This window comes from Flavobacterium sp. (assembly GCF_046293665.1).
Taxonomy (GTDB): Bacteria; Bacteroidota; Bacteroidia; order Flavobacteriales; family Flavobacteriaceae; genus Flavobacterium.
Genome location: NZ_JBKBOL010000002.1, coordinates 405,406 through 425,746 on the forward strand (window position 1 = coordinate 405,406; position 20,341 = coordinate 425,746).

Consider the following 20,341-nt stretch of genomic DNA (forward strand, 5'->3'; position numbering starts at 1 on the left):
ATTTCAATTTTTTTTGGCTGAGATATATATCAGGCTTTTTCTTTTTCAAATTGGTTGATTACGTCTTGGTAATAGTTATAAGTGGTTTTGGCAATGGAGGCCCAACTGAATTTTTCTAAAACCCTTTTTCTTCCGGCTTTGCCCAATTGCGTTGCCAAACTTTCATCGGCTAATAATTGATTGACTTTAGCAGCAAAGTTCTGCTGAAATGCTTCAGGATGTTTTGGGTTAAAATCGGTTCTGGAAATGCTTTCCAGTTCAATTAAATAACCGGTTTCGCCTTCAACTATAATTTCGGGAATACCGCCAACAGCACTTCCAACAACCGGAGTTTCACAAGACATGGCTTCGAGATTGATAATGCCAAATGGTTCGTATAATGACGGACAGGCAAAAACGCGAGCGTGACTGTAAAGCACTTTGATTTTTTCGCGAGGCAACATTTCTGAAATCAGAATGACCCCATTTCTTTTCGCTTTTAAATCGGTTATTAATTCTTCTGTTTCTTGAGCTATTTCCGGAGTATCCGGCGCACCGGCACAAAGTACAATTTGACAATCTGCATTGAAATATTTAGCAGCCGAAATCAATTGAGAAATCCCTTTTTGGCGCGTAATTCTACCCACAAAAAGCACAAACGGAATATCAGGATTGATGTTGTATTCCTTTAATAAATCGTTGTCAAAAGTGGGTGCGTAAAAATCAGGATCAATGCCGTTGTGAATGACTGTTACTTTTTCCGGAGCAACGCCATAAGCATCAATGACATCGGTTTTCATTTGTTCGCTAACGGCAATAATCCCGTCGGCGGTATTGTAAGCATGGTTTTCTATCCAACGCGACAAAAAATAACCATTGCCCAGTTGTTCCACTTTCCAAGGGCGATGTGTTTCTAAACTGTGTGTCGTTAAAATTAACGGCGATTGCAATAATTCTCTCGAAAAGATTCCGGCCAAGTGCGTGTACCAAGTGTGACAATGAATGATATCGGCTTGTAAAGTGTGTTGCGACATTTCGACATTCCGACTCAAATTATGAAACATCTTGAGATGCGGATTGTTGTCGTCTTCGGGTTTGGTTAAAGAAGATTGAATTCCGATGACATTCATCGATTCGGTTGCTTCTTCTTGGTTGCCGAAACAACGCACTTTCACTTCACTTAATTTAGCCAATTCCTGACTTAGAAAATCGATATGAACTCCGGCGCCGCCATAAATATTCGGTGGAAATTCGTTAGTAAACAAGGCAATTTTCATAGCGATAACCTTAGTGTGATTTATTAAAACCTAAATGTATAAAATATATTCAACTTTTAGATTAACAGTATTGTATAAAAATAATAAGGTTATAAAATAAAAACCCGAAGTGCATTTGAAGTGCGCTCCGGATTTTCATCTTAAGGTTTTTGAATTATGAATTAAGAAAGGCAATTAAGTCCTTGTTCAATCGCTCTCTTTCGGTATAAAATAAGCCATGTGGTGCTTCTTCGTAAATAATAAAGGTGTTGTTTTGAATCATAGCGGCCGATTTTTCAGAAGAAACTTCAATCGGTACAATTTCGTCTTCATCGCCATGAATAATCAGCGTTGGAACTTTTATGGTTGCCATTTCTTTACGGAAATCCGTCGTCGAAAAGGATTTGGCGCATTCTAAAGTCGCCCGTGGTGAAGCAAAAGAGCACAACATTTTGAAATAATCCAATAGAGAAGAACTCATAGGATTGGCTAGCATACTTACGCCAAAGAATGTCTTTCCAAAACCATCCAAGAAACCAATTCGGTCTTCCTTGATTTTATTGGCAGTGGCTTCGTTTTTTTCTGGAAGATTACCTTCAGGATTGTTTTCTGTCCATAATCTGAATGGCGTCACTGAGGAAATCAGTGCGGCTTTGGAAACATTTTTTCCACCATAACGACTGAAATAGCGAACCACCTCGCCGCCGCCCATAGAGAATCCTACCAGTGTAACATCAGTTAAATCCAATTGGTCGATAATCGATTTTAAGTCATCGGTTAAAGTATCATAATCATATCCGTTCCAAGGTTGTGAAGATTTTCCAAAACCTCTTCGGTCATAAGCAATTACTCGGAAACCGCTTTCGACCAAAGCTTCAATTTGATATTCCCACATTTCGTTTGACAATGGCCAACCATGAATTAAAATCACCGGTTTTCCATAGCCGTAATCTTTGACGTAGAGTTTTACATTGGGCGCAGTTTCGATAAATTTATCGGTTGAATTTTCTTGAACTATGAAATTAGTTTCTCTTAAATCCGGTTCATGGTCTACTTGATATTCTCTCATCTTGCTGGAATTTTACATTTGATTTCGCTCAAATATTGATTTATAAAATTACACTTCTGACCTGAAAAAAGCGTTACACAATTTAAGGACATGTTTTTATAATTCTTAGGTTTGTTTATTGATTAAACCAAAGATTATGGAATTGACTTGGCAAGAATTCGAAAAAGTAGCTATGCGTATAGGAACCATATTAGAAGCAAACGATTTTCCCGAAGCCCGGAAACCGGCGTTTCAATTGGTAATTGATTTTGGAAATGAAATCGGCATCAGGAAATCATCGGCCCAAATTACCAAGCGATATGCTAAAGAAGATTTAATTGGCAAACAGATCGTCGCAGTGGTTAACTTTCCTAAAAAGCAAATAGGGAATTTTATGAGCGAATGTTTGGTTTTAGGTTCAGTCGGAGCTGACAATGATATTGTTTTATTGACTTCCGATTTGAAAGTCGAGAATGGCTTGAGGATTGGTTAGCTTTGTTTTCTTTTAATTATAGCTCTGTACAAATTAAAGATCGACAAAAACAAAAACATGATCAAACCTCCAAAAGCGATTTTCTTCGTTAAAGGTAATTCCTCAGTTTGCATGGTTTGAATACCGTTAGAAATCAGCCATAGCCAAAACAGTATGCTCAGACTGTGAAATAGGATGCCATACTTGTTGATGAAAGCTGTAAATTTTTGCATATCAATTAATTTAAAAAAGTCCAAAACTTTTCAGCTCCGGACTTATCTTTATTACTAGTCACTAATTACTTTTTTATATATCGTCAAAGTCGATATCAGTGAAACTCTTTTCAGAAGTTGTATTGGTTTCTTCAGCTGTTTCTTGTTGGTATTCTCTTTTGAAGTCTTTTTGGTGTCTTTCTGAAATTACTTCTTCGCCTTTGTGGTTCAAAACGTAAGCGGTCATTTCTTCTAAAATATCAGTGAAAGCGGCGAAATCTTCTTTATACAAATAGATTTTGTGTTTTTTGAAGTGAAAAGAACCATCTTCTTCAGTAAACTTTTTGCTTTCGGTAATGGTAATGTAGTAATCATCTGCTTTGGTGGCACGCACATCGAAGAAATAAGTTCTTCTTCCCGCTCTTAAAACTTTAGAAAAAATCTCATCTTTTTCTAACATATCATTTTCTCTCATATTCTTTCAGTCAATTAATGGTGTTTCTATATAGTTCAAAAATGGTAAATTTTTTGTTACCAAACAACAATTAATTTAATTCTTTTTCCGAAAGTTGTTTGAGATATAACTCTGCATAATAACCCGGTTGGTTTACCAATTGATTATGAGAACCTTCTTGTATTATTTGGCCTTCATCGATGATGATAATTTTGTCGGCATTTTTCGCCGATGAAACCCGGTGACTCACTATGATGGTAGTTTTGTCTTTAGAGATTTGGAGTAAATTATTCAAAATTTGTTCTTCTGTTTCGGTGTCCACTGCCGATAAACAGTCGTCAAACAACAATATCTCCGGATTTTTTATAATCGCTCGAGCAATGGAAACCCTTTGTTTTTGCCCGCCCGAAAGCGTAATCCCACGTTCACCCAAAATGGTTTCGTATTGCAAATTAAAATTCATAATGTTGTCATGAACTACAGCGTTTTTGGCTGCCGTCATTACTTCTTCATCAGTTGCGTTTTCTTTACCGAATTTGATGTTGTTTTTTATCGTATCCGAAAATAAAAAGGCATCTTGTGGTACGATTCCAATGCTGTTTCTCAAATCGTTTAAATTAACTCGGTCTATAGCTTTTCCGTCAATAGTAATTTGGCCTTCTTTGATGTCGTACATTCGGGTAATCAAGGAAAGTATACTCGACTTCCCCGAACCGGTTTGCCCTAAAATGGCTAAAGTTTCTCCTTTTTTGACCTTGAAGGAGATGTTTTTTAGCGCTGTAATTTCAGTATCTTCATAAGTAAAAGTTACGTTCTTGAACTCGATTTCGCCTTGAATGTTGGTGTTTTCCGTCGCTTTGTTTTTAATTTCCGGTTCAATTTTCAGGAACTCATTGATTCTTTTCTGTGAAGCTTCGGCTTCTTGTACTAAAGAGGAAACCCATCCGATAGAAGCTACCGGCCAAGTCAGCATGTTGACATACAAAATAAACTCGGCAATGGTTCCGATGCTTTTAATCGTTCCATCGATATACATTAAGCCACCAAAATAAATTACCACCAAGTTACTTACGCCAATTAGTGCAATCATCAACGGGCCGAAAAGCGATTGTACACGAGCTAAACTCATACTTTTCGTTTTGCTTTCTTTAGCCAAGTCAATGATTTCTTCTTGGTATTGTTTTTCCATCGCATAAGCTTTCACGACACGAATTCCGGAGAAAATCTCTTGGGTAAAACTCGAAATTTTAGATAAATATTGTTGGAAAGTCGTACTGCGTTTGTTGATTTCGGTACTCAATCGGAAAATGATAAAGGATAAAATCGGTAATGGTAAAATGGTATATAAAGTCAATAAAGGCGATACATTATACATATAAATAATGACAACAGTAAATCGAATAAAAGTATTGATGGTGTACATCACGGCCGGTCCAACGTACATACGCACCTTACCAACATCTTCGCTGATGCGGTTCATTAAATCACCGGTTCGGTTGCGCTTGTAAAAATTTTGGTCTAAAACTTCGTAATGTTTGAAGACTTCATTTTTCAAGTCAAATTCCACATGGCGCGACATTACGATTAAAGTTTGGCGCATCAAAAAAGTTAAAACACCGGCAATCAAAGTAGTACCAATAATCCAAAGGATGTTTTCAATCAATTCGGCTTTAATCAATTCGCTGCTTATTTTGTTGCGGTTAAAATCCTCAATGGCTTTGAAAGATTTGCTGATTAACTTAGGAGTAAAAAGAGAAAAAATTTGTGCGACTATAGTGATTAAAATTCCTAATAAGAAATGGAATTTGTATTTGATAAAGTATTTGTTTAAATATTGAAGTTCTTTCATGTTAATTTTTCAAAAACGGGAATTACGACCTAAAATTTGTTAAAACGCTGAAAATAATTAAATTATTATATTCTTTATTTAAATTGATTTTATTAACAATTTGCTAATTATTCCTGATATTGGTGAGTTTTATTGAATAATATTTTATTTTTGTACCGACTTTTTACAAAGTCTTAAATTAATACAACTTCATTATGACTTCAGAAATCACTACACCGGTCGAGCTAAAAAAGATGGATCCTGTTTTCGGTCAACTTTCTTTTGACAATCACGAACAAATCGTTTTTTGTAATGACAAAGATACAGGTTTAAAAGCAATTATTGGTATACACAACACAGTTATGGGACCGGCGCTTGGTGGCACTAGAATGTGGAATTATGCTAACGAATGGGAAGCATTAAATGATGTTTTAAGACTGTCACGCGGAATGACTTACAAGTCGGCCATCACTGGTTTAAATCTTGGTGGTGGAAAAGCCGTTATCATTGGCGATTCTAAAACCGATAAAACGCCTGAGATGATAACACGTTTCGGAGAATTCGTAAATTCTTTAAGTGGTAAATACATCACGGCCGAAGACGTTGGAACAACAACGGAAGACATGGACAGAATCCACAAAGTAACCAATCATGTTACGGGTATTTCTGAGTCAATCGGAGGTTCAGGAAATCCTTCTCCGGTAACGGCTTATGGTGTTTACATGGGAATGAAAGCCGCCGCTAAATACCAATTCGGTTCGGAAAAATTAGAAGGTAAAAAAGTATTGGTGCAAGGAACCGGTCACGTAGGTGAAACGCTAATCAGCTATTTAAGAAAAGAAGGCGCAGAGGTTTTTGTGTCGGACATTCACCAAGATAAAATGGAAAACATGGTAGCGAAATATGGCGCCAAAATTTTCACCGGAGCCGATTTATACAGTGCTGACGTTGATATCTATTCGCCTTGTGCTTTAGGTGCTACCATCAATGACGAAACGATTCACAAAATTAAAGCTAAAGTAATCGCAGGAGCGGCTAACAACCAATTGGCAGTAGAAGCCATTCACGGTCAAATTTTAAGAGAAAGAGGCATCGCTTATGCACCTGATTTCTTAATCAACGCCGGTGGAATTATCAATGTTTACGGCGAAATCGTGAAATACGGTAAAGACGAAGCCATGAAAAAAACTGAGAATATCTATAACACTACGTTAGAGATTTTCAATTTTGCCGACATCAACAACATGACTACGCAACAAGCAGCGATGCAAATTGCGCAAAACAGAATTGACCAAAGAAAAAAAGAAAACGCTAATAAATAATATTAGGTTTTAAAATATTCCTATTTTTGCAACGCGAAAGAAATTCTTTCGCGTTGTTAATTTTTAAAAGTTCTTATCCGTGTTAAACAGAAGACATATTCGAGTAAAAGTGATGCAGTCCATCTACGCCATGCATCAAAAAAATTCTGAGGAATTGGAGAAAGAAGAAAAGTTCTTAATCCAAAGTATTGATAACATTCAGGATTTATATTTAATCATGTTGTCGACTTTGACAGAAATCAGAAAAAAAGAGATTGTTTTTTTGGAAGCTTCCAGTAAAAAACATTTGGCCACGCCTGAAGAAAAAAATCCCAATAAAAAATTTATCAATAATGCGGTGCTGCTTCAATTGGAAGAGAATAGCTCGTTGAGTATCGCTTTAGAACAAAGAAAAATCAACAATTGGTCACTAAACGATGATTATATTTTGATTTTGCTTAATGACATCAAGCAGAGTGATTTGTATGCCAAATACATGAGCAACCGTCAGAATAATTTTGAAGAAGACAAACAGTTTGTGGTTGACATGTTCACGGATCTAATTGCACCCAATGAAAAGCTTTATGAATATTTGGAAGACAACAAACTAACTTGGACAGACGATATTCCGGTAGTGAATACCCAAATTCAGAAGCAGTTAAAATTGGTTTCCGAAAAGGGCGAATTCAAAGTGGTGAAATTGTACAAAGACGAAGAAGACAAAGAATTTGTGGGCAACTTGTTCAGGAAAACAGTTTTAAATGAAGTACAATTAGCCAAAGAATACATCGATAAAACCCCAAATTGGGATGCCGATCGTATTGCCGAAATTGACACCATCATTTTAAAAATGGCCATTTGTGAGTTCTTGAAATTCCCGTCTATTCCAATAAAAGTTACGATTAACGAGTATTTGGAAATTGCCAAAGAATATTCTACGCCAAAAAGCAGTATTTTTATCAACGGAATTTTAGATAATTTAGTCAAAGAATTTCAAACGGAAGATAAAATCAAAAAAACCGGTAGAGGTTTACTATAATTATAAACTATGAAAAAAAGAATCTATTTAATCGCCATTTCAGCTTTGTTAGCCTTTACAACAGCTTGTAAAAAAGACAATGCAGCCGAAAACAATTCGGGTGCCGACACCATTTCGGTAAAACAACCGGAAGCCAATATGAATGATATTCCGGTAGTTCAAGCAGACGCAAACGGAAAGTATCCGGTAATGACTTTTGACAATGAAGTACATGATTTTGGAACTATCCAACAAGGTGACAAACCAAGTTATGTTTTTGAGTTTAAAAATACAGGGGAAGCCGATTTAATTATCACTTCTGCCAAAGGTTCTTGCGGTTGTACCGTTCCTGAATATCCTAAAACACCTATCAAACCGGGAGAATCAGGAAATATTAAAGTGTCTTTTAATTCTGCAGGAAAGACCGGATCAACAGCCAAAACCGTTTCTATCATGTGTAACACTGCAGAAGGCAATAAAATACTAACCATTAAAGCTAACATCGAAGTTCCGAAAGGAGCAAAATAAATTATTATTATGGAACAATTTGGACAATTAGGAAGTTTTTTCCCGTTTTTATTAATGTTTGTCGTGATCTATTTCTTTATGATCAGACCGCAACAAAAGAAAATCAAACAAGAAAAAGAATTTGAATCAAGCTTAAAAGTAGGCGATAAAATCATCACCAAAAGTGGTTTCCACGGTAAAATTGCTGAGTTGTCAGAAGGTACAGCCGTCATCGAAACCATGTCGGGTAAATTAAAGATTGAGCGTTCCGCTATTTCTTTAGAATTGACTGCAGCGGCTAATAAGAAAGCATAAAGCAAAGTACGAAGTAAGAAGTACGAAATACAAAGTAAAAATCCCAAATTCCATAATGGAGTTTGGGATTCTTTTTTAAACCTTTTCACTTCGTACCTCGTACTTTGTACTTCTTACTTATTTTCGGTATTTGTCGTTAAATCCTTTGCCTTCCAAAATCATTGGTGTGATTTTCTCCAATCGGGTGACTTTCGTTTTCTCCTGTTTGGCTGTCGCCATGTATTCCCAATATTCTTTTTGCTTGAAAGGCGTCAGTTGTTCTAAAGCTTTTTTTAATGCAGTATTTTTATTCAATTCGGCTTCAAAGAAGGCACATTGCATCGCTTCTTTCTTTTCGGGTTTGAAAGCTAAGCCAGCTTTTTCATTGGCAATCGCTTCGTTTATGTAATGTAAAATCAGTTTTTCATCAATTTCGGTAGCCGAAGTAAATCGCCATTGTCGCAAAGCTTTCGTCACGCCTTCATTGGCATTGACTAAAACCTTGGCTTCATCTTTTAAGAAAACACCGTTGAAAAACCATAGCGCAAAATAGTTTTTAAAACTCCCAATGCCCAATACGTTTTTGTTATTCACCGTATAAACTTCGCCACCCCATTTGTTGGTTTCCACCAATTCGGTTTTCAAAACAATAGCACGCAACAGACCAATTTCTTCGTTCCATTGCTCATTTTTCATCCAGGGGTTTTTATCTTCTTTCATATTACTGATTAGGATTTTATACTCACTTCGTACCTCGTACCTTGTACTTCGTACTTATTTCTTCTTAGCCTTCTTTTCTTTCTTCGCCTTTTTACTAAAATCAGTCGTTGCCGTCAATTCCGCAATTTTTACAATCACTTCTACCGCTTTCTGCATGCTTTCTACCGGAACGTATTCGTATTTCCCGTGGAAGTTGTGTCCACCGGCAAAAATGTTCGGGCAAGGCAATCCCATATAAGACAAACGACAACCATCGGTTCCACCACGAATCGGTTTGATTAGCGGTTTAATACCTAAAGATTTCATCGCTTTTTCGGCCAAATCCACGATGAACATTACCGGTTCTACCTTTTCCTTCATGTTGTAGTATTGGTCTTTGATTTCGCAGATGACAATGTCTTCTCCGAATTGCTTTTTGAATTCTTTATTGAATTTCTTCGTGATTTTGTGAACCAATTCTTTACGCTTGAGGAACTTCTTCATATCGTGATCACGAATGATGAGTTCCAATTTGGTTTCCTCAATGCTTCCGGTCAAACCCGTTACATGGAAAAAACCTTCATAACCTTTCGTTTCTTGCGGTGTTTCGTGCTTCGGTAATTCGTTGATGAAATCGTTGGCAATCAACATCGAGTTGATCATTTTACCTTTGGCATAACCTGGGTGAACTGATTTTCCTTTGAAAGTAATTTTCACTCCGGCGGCGTTGAAGTTTTCATATTCTAATTCGCCAATCTGACTGCCATCCATAGTGTAAGCCCAATCGGCTCCGAATTTCTTCACGTCAAACAAATCGGCACCACGACCAATTTCCTCATCGGGTGTAAAACACACCCTGATTTTTCCGTGTTGAATTTCCGGATGTTGGATTAAATATTCCATCGCGGTCATGATTTCGGTGATTCCCGCTTTGTCATCGGCACCTAATAAAGTCAGACCGTTAGTGGTGATTAACGTTTGTCCTTTGTACTGCAATAAATCTTTGAAATAACTAGGCGATAAAACGATGTTTTGTTCCTTGTTTAGTATGATATCGCCACCATCATAATTGGTAATCACTTGTGGTTTAACATCTTTCCCGGTAAAGTCGGGCGTAGTGTCAAAATGCGATACAAAACCTATTGTTGGGACTTGGTGTTTCACATTCGAAGCCAAAGTCGCCATCACATAACCGTGTTTGTCAATCGTGACTTCTTTCATACCAATAGCTTTCAATTCGTCCACCAATTTATTGGCTAAATCGAATTGCTTTTTGGTACTCGGTGTAGTGGTTGAATTCGGGTCTGATTCGGTATCAATAGTGACGTAGCTGATAAAGCGGTCTATAATGTGTTGCATGGTTTTTTATTTTTGGTAAAGATAAGAATTAGGAGTTTAAGTTGGGAGTTTGGAGAAAGGAGTTTGGAGTCGAAGTGCTTGTCAAGACTAAAAGAAGAGTTGTGGCAAAACGAAAATCAATTTCAAAATTGCCACAAAGCTGTGGCAAAATGAAAATCAATTTTAAAATTGCCACAAAACTGTGGCAAAATGAAAATCAATTTCAAAATTGCCACAAGAATTTAGAAGGCCATCAGTAAATCTCCGAAGCTAATTTGTGTGAGTCCGAAGCTCGTTTGCGGGCTGGGAAGGCTTGGAAATGCTGGGAAGTTGGGTTTTGGGGTTTTGGGGAAATAAAAACACCTAACGGGGTTTTAGGCGGTTAGGTGTTTGATTGTACTTGTTGATTTGGATTGACAATCTTTAGTATCAGGTTTTTCGTTTAAAACCCATATTTGTCTTTTCGGAGTTTGAATGCTTTCTCTCCACCTTCCATAACTGAGGTAATTTCGTTTCTAACTAATTTTTTATCAATAGCTCCCTCTTCTTTTATTATACCTCTAGTTTGACTTGTTGAATCTTTATAGTCGCAACAAATAACAAGTTCAGCATCACCGTTAACAACAAGGTTAGCGTTATGACTAGTAAATATGAGTTGTCTTTTTTTCTTAGCTTCCCAAATGTTTTTAATTATTTGGTCTATTGCTCTATTATCAATGTCGTCTTCAGGCTGGTCAATTAATAATGGAATACCAGGTTGGTTTAGTAATACTGTCAATAATGCGGTAGCTTGTTGACCAGCTGACGCTTCTCTGAAAGGGATTACATCTCCAAGTTGATTATTTGTAGTGTAATAAAATTCAGGATTGAATTCTAGTTCACTTGCAGAAAGGCGTAACCAATCATCAGCAGATATTTGACTACATAGTTTTGATTTATGGTCTTCACTATAACCGCAATTAGTTAATATTGGAGTCTCTGGAATTTTGAGGGTTTTGTCTTCAGATACTTTAAGTTCTGCAAGAAGACGGAATTCTTCAAGAATAGCTGTATATTCTTTTATTGGATCTGCTGATTGCTTTATGGTTTCAACTACAGAATCTATTCTTTCTTCTCTAATTCTTGTTCCCTCAAATATGTTTTTGAGTTGTGATTTGAAAGGTTGAAGATTTATACTCTTGGTAACCTCTGCTTTAATTAGATTTTTAGATAAATCTGTAAATTTAGCCGCTTGATCATTTAGCAATTCAACTTTTTCAATATGATATTTTTGCCAATTATGCCTTTGTGTTGTGAAATCTTCTTCTGGTGAGCCGATTTCTTTTAAAAGTAGTTTCCTATCAGATATAATTTTGTTAATTTCGCTAAGTCTCTTTTCTATTCTTTGAATTTCTAAAAGTTGTTGCTGGCTGGATTGCGAATTGCTTTTTGAGAGTTCATAAGCTATTTCAAAAGCTTCTTTCTTTTGATTCCATTGTTGAATAAATTCATTTAGTTTTGATAGTTTTTCAGGACTGAAAATTGCTTTAAGTGCAAGAGCCGTGGTTTTTATTTCTCCAAATGTTGAATCAATTTCATTTGATATATTCTGAATAATCTCTTTATTTTCTATTTCTCCAATGTCGCCAAGTGGTTCTGGATATTTTTCCAAAAGGCGAAGTAATTCATCTGCTTTATTCTCAAAAACTGTCAGTTCATTTTTTGAATTTGAAATTATAGTTTCCTCTTTCTCAAACTTTGGTTTTTTATTAATTGTTTCTTGGTCAGCAATTGTAACCCCTTTTAAAGACTTACGAATATTTTCTGCCTGATTGTTTAAAGATTGAGATTCAAGATTAAAGTTGTCAATTTCTTGCTCAATCTCTTTTTTTCTAATTAGCTGGTTATATGAGTTTTTGAGTTTCGTACTAGTTTCATTAAGATTAAATTTTATTGAATCTAATCGATTGGTTATAGGTTGTTCAATAAACCTTTTTAGTTCATCAGTTTTAACACCAACATCACTTAGTTGTTTTTGGCTGTAAGATTGTATTGGAAGAATCTTTCTTATATCATCTTCTTTTACTTGCTGAAAGTCCCCATTGCCAATTTTTAAAAGGATCTCTCGTGATTTTGAATTTCTTTTAACTATATGCAAAATACCATTTTTCTCCATTGTAATGCGAACCTCTCCATTAACATCAGTAAGTGTTTTTTGAATTAATGCTTCTCTTCTTTTTTCTATAATACTTAATTCATCAAAATCTGAATTTTGAATTGTTTGATCGCAAAGTCCCCACCTTAAATATTCAAGGATTGTAGACTTTCCGGTTCCTCTTCCACCAATTAAAGCATTATATTGTCTATTTAGATTAATGTTGAACGTACCGAGAAATTTTGAGGTAGTAACATCGATTGAATGAATGAAAATTTGTGGTAATTCAGGCTCTATTTGCGATATTCTAGATTCTTTTGCAAGGCAAGCTTGTTTTATAGCTTCCGCAGTTGGTTCAGCCCATTTTATCCAAGTTGAATATTTACCAAATTCTCTACCATCTTCATAACGATTATCTGATGTAGAAATTAATGCAATAGATTTATTTCCATAATTAACATCACCGCCGTTCAGTTTATTTTGATAACCGCTTTCCTGTGAAATTGCTTTGTCAACATACCCTCCAACGCAAGGCATTTTTCTATAATGTTCATGAAAACCATTTCGCATAATTGTATGGTCTCCACTTTTTCCAACGTTTGGGAGTATTACATATCTGCCTTTGCAATAATTTAGTTCATCTAATTTTTCGTGTAAATGAACTAGGTCATTGATTACGGTCTGTGATATTTTTAATGTTGGTGTAGTTACTTTTTCAAATTCATTAGTTGGATTTATTCCAAAAAAATGTAACACTGAATCTAAATTTGAATCGCTGAAGTCAGAATCAAAAATTATTATACATTGGCTAACAGGATTCGCTAAACTCATTTCAATACCTGGAAATACAGTAATAATTTTTTCGAATTCCGAATTTGATTTATAGATTTGATTCTCTGCTTCTGCAACTTTTCTCAACTGCTTTACAAATACAACATCATGATGATCTGTCATCGCTATCGCATTTAATCCAGCGTCTCTCATCTTTTGTAAATATTCCTTTGAAAACTGCTCCCTTTCTGAAATGATCTTTTCCTTTTGTTGGTGAGTTATGTTTTCAATCTCTTCAGGATTTAGGCCATATTTATTGCCTGTATAGGCTATATCTCTTGGACTATGAACTTGAAAATCGCATCTATAAAAGTGAGCTCCTTTATCCATAATGTTTATGAGTTAATTTTAAAATGAGTTGAATATGTTAATGCGAAATACTTTAAGGTATTCTCACAAATTATTTGGCTATCTCTCAAATATAACCAAACCCATAAAATAATAATCCATCGTCTTGTAAAAAACTCCTTTCATCGTAAAATTCTGTTTTTAGTCGGTGGTAAATGAATAATGAGATTCTTCCTTCGTCAGAATGACAAAGCAATGAATAGTGGAATGACAAAACTGAGGACATAAAAAAAAGGAACCAACCGGTTCCTTTATATTAATACAAACTCGGATATTCCTCCGGTTTCGCTTCGTGCATAATCGCGTAAACCTTTTCAAAAACATCTTCAGCGGAAGGTTTGGAGAAATAGTCTCCGTCAGTACCGTAAGACGGTCGGTGCGCTTTCGAGGCTAGCGTTTGCGGTTGGCTGTCTAAATGTTGGTAAGCGTTTTGCTCGTCTACAATTTGTTGGAGTAGGTAAGCCGAAGCGCCACCCGGAACATCTTCATCAACCACCAATAATCGGTTGGTTTTGGCGATGCTTTTCACACAGTCGTGGTTCACGTCAAACGGCAACAACGATTGGGCGTCGATGATTTCGACATCAATCCCAACTTCCAATAATTCTTTTGCAGCTTGCTCAATGATTCTTAGCGTAGAACCATAAGAAACTATCGTGATATCGCTTCCTTCTTTAATGGTTTCCACCACGCCAATCGGGGTTTTGAATTCGCCCAAGTTGGTCGGCATTTTTTCTTTCAAACGGTAACCGTTCAAACATTCTACTACCAAAGCCGGTTCGTCGGTTTCTAATAAAGTGTTGTAAAATCCTGCTGCTTTAGTCATGTTTCTCGGAACCAAAACGTGAATCCCACGAATGGCATTAATAATCATACCCATCGGTGAACCTGAGTGCCAAATTCCTTCGAGTCTGTGACCACGCGTTCTGATAATCAACGGTGCTTTTTGACGGCCGTGGGTTCTGTATTGTAAAGTCGCCAAGTCATCACTCATGATTTGGATGGCGTACAACAAATAATCTAAATACTGGATTTCGGCAATCGGTCTCAAACCACGCATCGCCATCCCGATGCCTTGTCCTAAAATGGTGGCTTCACGGATACCGGCATCGGCCACGCGAAGTTCACCGTATTTTTCTTGCATGCCTTCTAAACCTTGGTTTACATCGCCAATGTTTCCGGCATCTTCTCCAAAAATTAAAGTCTCAGGATATTTATTAAAAATCGCATCAAAGTTGTCGCGCAATACCAATCTTGCATCCACTTCTTCCGCTGCCTCATTGTATTGGGCCGCTACTTCAGTGGCGGCTAAGGCATTTGAATTTGATTGCGAGAACAGGTGCGAACTGAATTTCGGCTGGATTTTATTAGTGTAATTGGTAATCCATGTCGCCAATTGTGATTGACCGCTTTCTTTGACTACCAAACGCAATACTTTACGCGCGGTTGTGATAATATCTTTGCGAATTGGTTCTTTAATCGAAGCCAATTCAGCGGCATATTTTTCAATAAAGACTTTATTCGAACTGGTTTCCGCAATCGAATTTAGTATAGAAACCAATTCTTGTTGCTCTTCTTTCATAGGCGAAACAAAAGCAGTCCAAGCGGCTTTTTTGCCTTCGAGCACTTCTTTCTTGGCTTCGTTATCGATGGTTTCTAATTCTTCGGCGGTGGCCAAATTGTTATCGACTAACCAAGTTTTCATTTGAGCCAAACAATCAAATTCGGCTTCCCAAGCCAAGCGCTCGGCATTTTTATAACGCTCGTGTGAACCCGAAGTCGAGTGACCTTGCGGTTGCGTTAATTCGTAAACGTGTATTAAAACCGGAACATGTTGCTCACGAGCAATCGCGCCTGCTTTTTGATAAGTTTCTACCAAAGCCGGATAATCCCAACCTTTCACAGTCATGATTTCGTAACCGTTATTGTCTTCGTCGCGTTGGAATCCTTTTAAGATTTCCGAAATGTTTTCTTTGGTGGTTTGGTAACGGGCGTGAACAGAAATTCCGTATTCGTCATCCCAAACACTCATCACCATCGGCACTTGTAAAACACCGGCAGCATTGATGGTTTCAAAAAACAATCCTTCTGAAGTGGAAGCATTTCCAATCGTTCCCCAAGCGACTTCGTTTCCGGCGTTAGAGAAATTTGTTAACTCTTCTAAACCACGAACGTTTCTGTATATTTTTGAAGCTTGTGCTAATCCTAACAAACGCGGCATTTGTCCGGCAGTAGGCGAGATATCGGCACTCGAATTTTTTTGTTGCGTTAAGTTGTTCCAATTCCCGTTTTCATCTAATGAATGGGTGGCAAAGTGACCGCCCATTTGACGGCCGGCACTCATTGGATCGTGAGCCAAATCGGTATGACCATACAAACCGGCGAAGAATTGCTGAATAGTCAATTGCCCAATCGCCATCATAAAAGTCTGATCGCGGTAGTAACCCGAACGGAAATCACCATTTTGAAACGCTTTCGCCAAGGCCAATTGCGGCACTTCTTTCCCGTCTCCGAAAATACCGAACTTGGCTTTTCCGGTCAGTACTTCTTTTCGGCCTAACAAACTGCATTCGCGGCTTATCTTGGCAATTCGGTAATCATTCAGTACTTCTGCTTTGAAATCTTCGAAGGTAATTTCGGTCTTGGTTTGTGCTTCAGTCATAGTGGAAAAGTTTCTTGAAGTAACAAATTTAAATAAAAAGAAGTAATTTCCACCATACTGTTGAAAAAAACTAATTTCAGTATCAATAATTTTAAACCTTAAAAAAGAGAGTTGATTGAGAAATTTTCAACAATATTCAAATATCGTAAAGAAATGTGTAATATTTAAACGATTTGAACCGTGCTTAAAACCACTTTCTGGTGAAAAGGCCAATCAAAGTATCAGGATTGAAAGTGACGATAAATCGGATTCTTTCGCCGTAGTTTTTTTCGCCAATTTCCCAACCGTTGTTCGAATAAACCGGGAAATACAATTCGAAATAATCGGTAACTAAGTTCAAGCGAACACCACTGTCGTAAACAAATTGCTCCGCAGAATTCTTATTTTTTATCATTCCGACATCGCCATACACTTCAATCCAATTCCAGATGTTGGTGCTGGCGTTTAAAGTCGTCATCCATTGGTTAGCCGTTCTGGTTTCCAATATCGATTTGAAAAATCCATCTGAAGGAAGTAATTGTTGGCTGAATAAACCGGTGGTTTCAGAGCGACCTAAATAATCATATTCGAACAAATAATCGGTAGGTCGATCTAAAGCAAAATCGAAATAGGTAGAGACATTTTTATTGTAAAAAAATGTTCCGGCAAACCAACGTAAATTTAATTGTCTTTTGTCGTTGTAAAGTTTACGATATTGTACCTCTCCGGCTATTTTCCCGAAAGAACTCGACAATTGAAAATCGCCCAAGAAGTTATAGTGCTGAGTGACTTCGGTTTTACCATTGTAATATTTGGCATTGAATACCTTGTAGTTTTCGGTGTTTTCATCTGTCGTAAAAGCTGATTTTTCTCGATCAATCATAATGTATTTGAAGACAAGCATTTCCTTTTTGTTGTCTCTCAAATCATCGGGACGGAACCGTAGGAAAACCATCGGATTGATTTTGGTGTAATAAGCATCAGGGGCATAATGCAAATAGTGGCCGTTCAGTTGATACCGAATATTATACAAATTACTCTCGCGATTGAATTGGTTGACCATAAAATTGGCTTTCCCCGAAAGACTTTGCGTTTTGGTAGAAATCGTCGGATTGACATCAAAATTAAACGGTTTGTCTAAAATGGTCTTGTTGTGAATGCGAATACCCGGCAATAAACCATCGTATAAATTGTATTCCAAAGTCGGAATGTACACGATCTGGTTGTAATTCGGATCTTCTAAATCTTTGAAAAAAATGAATTTTATTGGTCGACTGTTTAGGCGAAATCCCCGCAGTGATTGCCAGTTGTTTCTCAAGTTGAACTCGGGCACTTCGTTTTTATAATTGATGACAATTTTCTCGGCTTCATTTCTCGGAACGGTAAAAACACTGTCTTTTGGAAAGGTATCAATCCATTTTTTAAAGACTACATTTTTGCCTTTGATACCATAAATAGGAATTGGCACATTGGTTTCGGTTTTGTTCTTTAGTGAAAAACTGATGCTGTCTTTGGTTTTGATTACTTTGTCAAATTTGAAATCGATGATATCCCGTGAGTAAATGATTTTGTCAAAAAACCAATTGATGTCTTTGGGCGAGTTTTTGGTCAGTAAGCTTTCAAAATCATTCCGACTGGTTTGTTGCTTTTTATTCAAGTCGATGAATTGTCTGATGCTGTTGGGTACAACATTTTGTTCGAGATAACTGTCAAGGTATTTCAAACTCAATCCGGCGCGGTATTTCGATGCGATTTTTTCGTTGAATTTAATCAGAGTATTTTTAGGCGCGCCCAAAGGTTGGTCGAGATTCTTTCGCGCCATCAACATGTAGAAATAGCTGTATTGTCCATTAAAATCAAGGCTGACCAAATTGTAAGCCCGCAAAACTTTGAGCTTGGCGACGTTGCCCATCATTTTGCTTTCAGGATGAAATTCATCAATGTATTTCATCATCGTGTACACTTGAATGCCGTTGATAATCCAACTGTCTTTTCTTGGATCGAGTTGGAGTGCATTGTGCAAAAAGTTATTCAAATAAGTTTTCAAAAACTTAATTTCATATAGGAATTCATCAGGAAACGGACTGATGAAATTGGGCAATTGATTCAAACCATAAAACGGATTTCTATCGTAATCAGCTTGGGAAACTGTAATTTTTTCATGTGGATATTGCCCTAAATTTTCGTAGACATAATTAACGATTTTGTCAATAACAATGGCTCGTTGAATGTCGGTCAAACGATTGTCTCTTAGGTTAGAAATGACTTCTACTTGACTGTTCTTGAACACCGAATATTCTTTGGGAATAGCAACAAATAAGTTAAGATTCAATCGGTTTTTACCTGAAAACAAGTACTGGTTTTGGTTGTTTTGCGTTTCTTTTTGAACTTGATTTAAATCGGAGTTCACCGCTAAATTTGCCGCAACTCTAATGTTTAAATCATAATCCGTAACCGCATTCGCGGCATCATCTAAGTTCAAATTATTGTATTTGACAAAGGCTTTGTTTTCGTATCGCGCCGGAGTCAGAAAACAGTTTTTGAGGTTCATTTTTTCGTTGTCGCCATAACCAAAAGAAGTAAATTTATCACTTGGAATCTTGACAAAATAGGTCAATTTGATAGTTGCTTTTTGATTCGGACTTAACTTTTCGCGCAAACGAATCTGAATCACATCGGGATACTTGTCATCTCTTTCCCAAGTCAGCATCGACTGGTTTTGGTCGATGATGGTAATGTTATCGGTTTGACCTCGTTCTTTGTCTTGTGCCAAATGAAAATTACGCACAAATTCATCGGAAAAACGTTCGGCTAAAGGCGTATTTTTATCCCGATACGCATTGTTCCAATCATTTAAAACGATAAAACTTAAAGTGTCGTTTGATTGGTTGTGAAACGTTAGCTCTTGAACAACGTTGAGTGTTTTGGTTTCGCTATTGATTTCCACCACCATTTTAGAATGATGTTGGGCAAAAATTGCCTGACTTAGGAAAATAAAAAACAATAGCTTTTTCAAATGAATTTATTTTGGATATGACTGTTTTATTTTTTAAAACATTAAGGAATTAAGTTTCATTAAGAGCGCCAAAATCTTAATTTTTCTTAATTCCTTAATGGTTTAATTCTTTTTTTTAAATGTTGAGCCTAGAAATTCGGACTCAAATTGTATTTTTTGTAGAAATTATCCAAAGCTTCTACCACTTCGTCTTCGGTATCAACCACTTTAATGAGGTTCATATCGTCCGGACTGGCATTGTGTTCTTTCTCAATCATGGTTGTTTTTATCCAATCTAATAAGCCTGACCAAAATTCAGTGCCAACCAAAATGATTGGGAATCTGCCAATTTTCTTCGTTTGGATTAAAGTAATTGCTTCAAACAATTCGTCCAAAGTCCCGAATCCTCCCGGCATAACTACAAAGCCTTGAGAATATTTGACGAACATGACTTTGCGCACAAAGAAATAGTCAAAATTCAAGTTCTTATCCTTGTCGATATACGGATTAAAATGTTGCTCAAAAGGCAATTCGATATTCAAACCCACCGAAGTACCGCCGCCATTGTGCGCGCCTTTGTTTCCGGCTTCCATAATTCCGGGTCCGCCACCGGTGATGACACCATAACCGGCTTTACTGATTTTATAAGCAATTTTTTCCGCCAATAAATAGTATTTGTTATCCGGTTTGGTTCGGGCTGAACCAAAAATCGAAACACACGGACCAATGCGCGCCATGCTTTCGTAACCGTTGACGAACTCCGACATGATTTTAAAAATTGCCCAAGAATCGTTGGTTCTTATTTCGTTCCAGGTTTTTTGTTTTAGTTTTTCCTGAATTTTATCGTCTTCATTTTCGTATTGTTCAAATGCCATAGTAATTTTTTTAATTTTTATTTGAAGCTGTTTCCGGCTTTCCACGGCAATCTTTTTAATTTTAAAGAAAAATTAAAAAGGATTTCTGTTACAATCCGGGCTAAAAACAGC

The 20,341-nt window shown here is 36.8% G+C and carries 16 protein-coding genes; 5 read left to right on the forward strand and 11 right to left on the reverse strand.

Annotation, left to right across the window (positions count from 1 at the left end; genetic code table 11):
• Nucleotides 1–29: 29 nt before the first annotated feature.
• Both glgA and ACK4R1_RS06245 read right to left on the reverse strand, forming a co-directional pair.
• Nucleotides 30–1,256, reverse strand: coding sequence for a glycogen synthase (glgA, locus tag ACK4R1_RS06240; RefSeq protein WP_409684737.1), 1,227 nt, complete (start codon nt 1,254–1,256; stop codon nt 30–32).
• Between the two features lie 154 nt (nt 1,257–1,410).
• A complete protein-coding gene (locus ACK4R1_RS06245; RefSeq protein WP_409684739.1) occupies nt 1,411–2,304 on the reverse strand; it encodes an alpha/beta fold hydrolase in 894 nt (297 codons plus the stop codon).
• Nucleotides 2,305–2,440: 136 nt separating this feature from the next.
• Here ACK4R1_RS06245 and ACK4R1_RS06250 point away from each other — a divergent pair, with 136 nt between their 5' ends.
• Complete coding sequence (locus ACK4R1_RS06250) at nt 2,441–2,776, forward strand: tRNA-binding protein (protein WP_409684741.1); 336 nt, start codon at nt 2,441–2,443, stop codon at nt 2,774–2,776.
• Here the strand turns inward: ACK4R1_RS06250 and ACK4R1_RS06255 are convergent.
• The 3 genes from ACK4R1_RS06255 to ACK4R1_RS06265 all read right to left on the reverse strand — a co-directional run bounded on the left by ACK4R1_RS06255 (nt 2,773) and on the right by ACK4R1_RS06265 (nt 5,270).
• Entirely contained in the window at nt 2,773–2,988 is a 216-nt protein-coding gene (locus ACK4R1_RS06255; protein ID WP_409684743.1) for a hypothetical protein, read from the reverse strand. The genes ACK4R1_RS06250 and ACK4R1_RS06255 overlap by 4 nt on opposite strands.
• A 73-nt stretch (nt 2,989–3,061) precedes the next feature.
• Entirely contained in the window at nt 3,062–3,442 is a 381-nt protein-coding gene (locus tag ACK4R1_RS06260) for a PUR family DNA/RNA-binding protein (protein WP_409684745.1), read from the reverse strand.
• 70 nt (nt 3,443–3,512) lie between these two features.
• Complete coding sequence (locus tag ACK4R1_RS06265) at nt 3,513–5,270, reverse strand: ABC transporter ATP-binding protein (protein ID WP_409684746.1); 1,758 nt, start codon at nt 5,268–5,270, stop codon at nt 3,513–3,515.
• Nucleotides 5,271–5,464: 194 nt separating this feature from the next.
• On the opposite strand from ACK4R1_RS06265, the gene ACK4R1_RS06270 reads away from it, so the two are divergent.
• The 4 genes from ACK4R1_RS06270 to yajC all read left to right on the forward strand — a co-directional run bounded on the left by ACK4R1_RS06270 (nt 5,465) and on the right by yajC (nt 8,390).
• Nucleotides 5,465–6,571 carry a Glu/Leu/Phe/Val family dehydrogenase gene (locus ACK4R1_RS06270; RefSeq protein WP_409684748.1) on the forward strand — a complete coding sequence of 369 codons (1,107 nt, stop codon included), beginning with the start codon at nt 5,465–5,467 and terminating at the stop codon, nt 6,569–6,571.
• A 112-nt stretch (nt 6,572–6,683) separates the two neighbouring features.
• Complete coding sequence (nusB, locus tag ACK4R1_RS06275; RefSeq protein ID WP_409684822.1) at nt 6,684–7,589, forward strand: transcription antitermination factor NusB; 906 nt, start codon at nt 6,684–6,686, stop codon at nt 7,587–7,589.
• A 9-nt stretch (nt 7,590–7,598) separates the two neighbouring features.
• Entirely contained in the window at nt 7,599–8,096 is a 498-nt protein-coding gene (locus ACK4R1_RS06280; RefSeq protein ID WP_409684750.1) for a DUF1573 domain-containing protein, read from the forward strand.
• Nucleotides 8,097–8,105: 9 nt separating this feature from the next.
• Nucleotides 8,106–8,390 (forward strand): preprotein translocase subunit YajC, encoded by a 285-nt coding sequence (yajC, locus tag ACK4R1_RS06285; RefSeq protein WP_409684751.1) that lies wholly within the window; start codon nt 8,106–8,108, stop codon nt 8,388–8,390.
• Nucleotides 8,391–8,507: 117 nt separating this feature from the next.
• Here yajC and ACK4R1_RS06290 read toward each other — a convergent pair whose 3' ends face one another.
• From ACK4R1_RS06290 to ACK4R1_RS06315, 6 genes are all read right to left on the reverse strand, one after another.
• A complete protein-coding gene (locus ACK4R1_RS06290) occupies nt 8,508–9,089 on the reverse strand; it encodes a YdeI/OmpD-associated family protein (RefSeq protein WP_409684753.1) in 582 nt (193 codons plus the stop codon).
• Nucleotides 9,090–9,143: 54 nt separating this feature from the next.
• Nucleotides 9,144–10,427, reverse strand: a complete 1,284-nt coding sequence (gene pepT, locus ACK4R1_RS06295; protein ID WP_409684755.1) for a peptidase T — start codon at nt 10,425–10,427, stop codon at nt 9,144–9,146.
• 421 nt (nt 10,428–10,848) lie between these two features.
• On the reverse strand, nt 10,849–13,701 hold the full coding sequence (locus tag ACK4R1_RS06300; RefSeq protein WP_409684757.1) for a TrlF family AAA-like ATPase: 2,853 nt from the start codon (nt 13,699–13,701) through the stop codon (nt 10,849–10,851).
• A 274-nt stretch (nt 13,702–13,975) separates the two neighbouring features.
• A complete protein-coding gene (locus ACK4R1_RS06305) occupies nt 13,976–16,381 on the reverse strand; it encodes a thiamine pyrophosphate-dependent enzyme (protein WP_409684759.1) in 2,406 nt (801 codons plus the stop codon).
• Nucleotides 16,382–16,565: 184 nt separating this feature from the next.
• Nucleotides 16,566–19,376 carry an aminopeptidase gene (locus tag ACK4R1_RS06310; RefSeq protein WP_409684761.1) on the reverse strand — a complete coding sequence of 937 codons (2,811 nt, stop codon included), beginning with the start codon at nt 19,374–19,376 and terminating at the stop codon, nt 16,566–16,568.
• Between the two features lie 128 nt (nt 19,377–19,504).
• Nucleotides 19,505–20,230, reverse strand: a complete 726-nt coding sequence (locus ACK4R1_RS06315) for a TIGR00730 family Rossman fold protein (protein WP_409684762.1) — start codon at nt 20,228–20,230, stop codon at nt 19,505–19,507.
• Nucleotides 20,231–20,341: the final 111 nt, after the last annotated feature.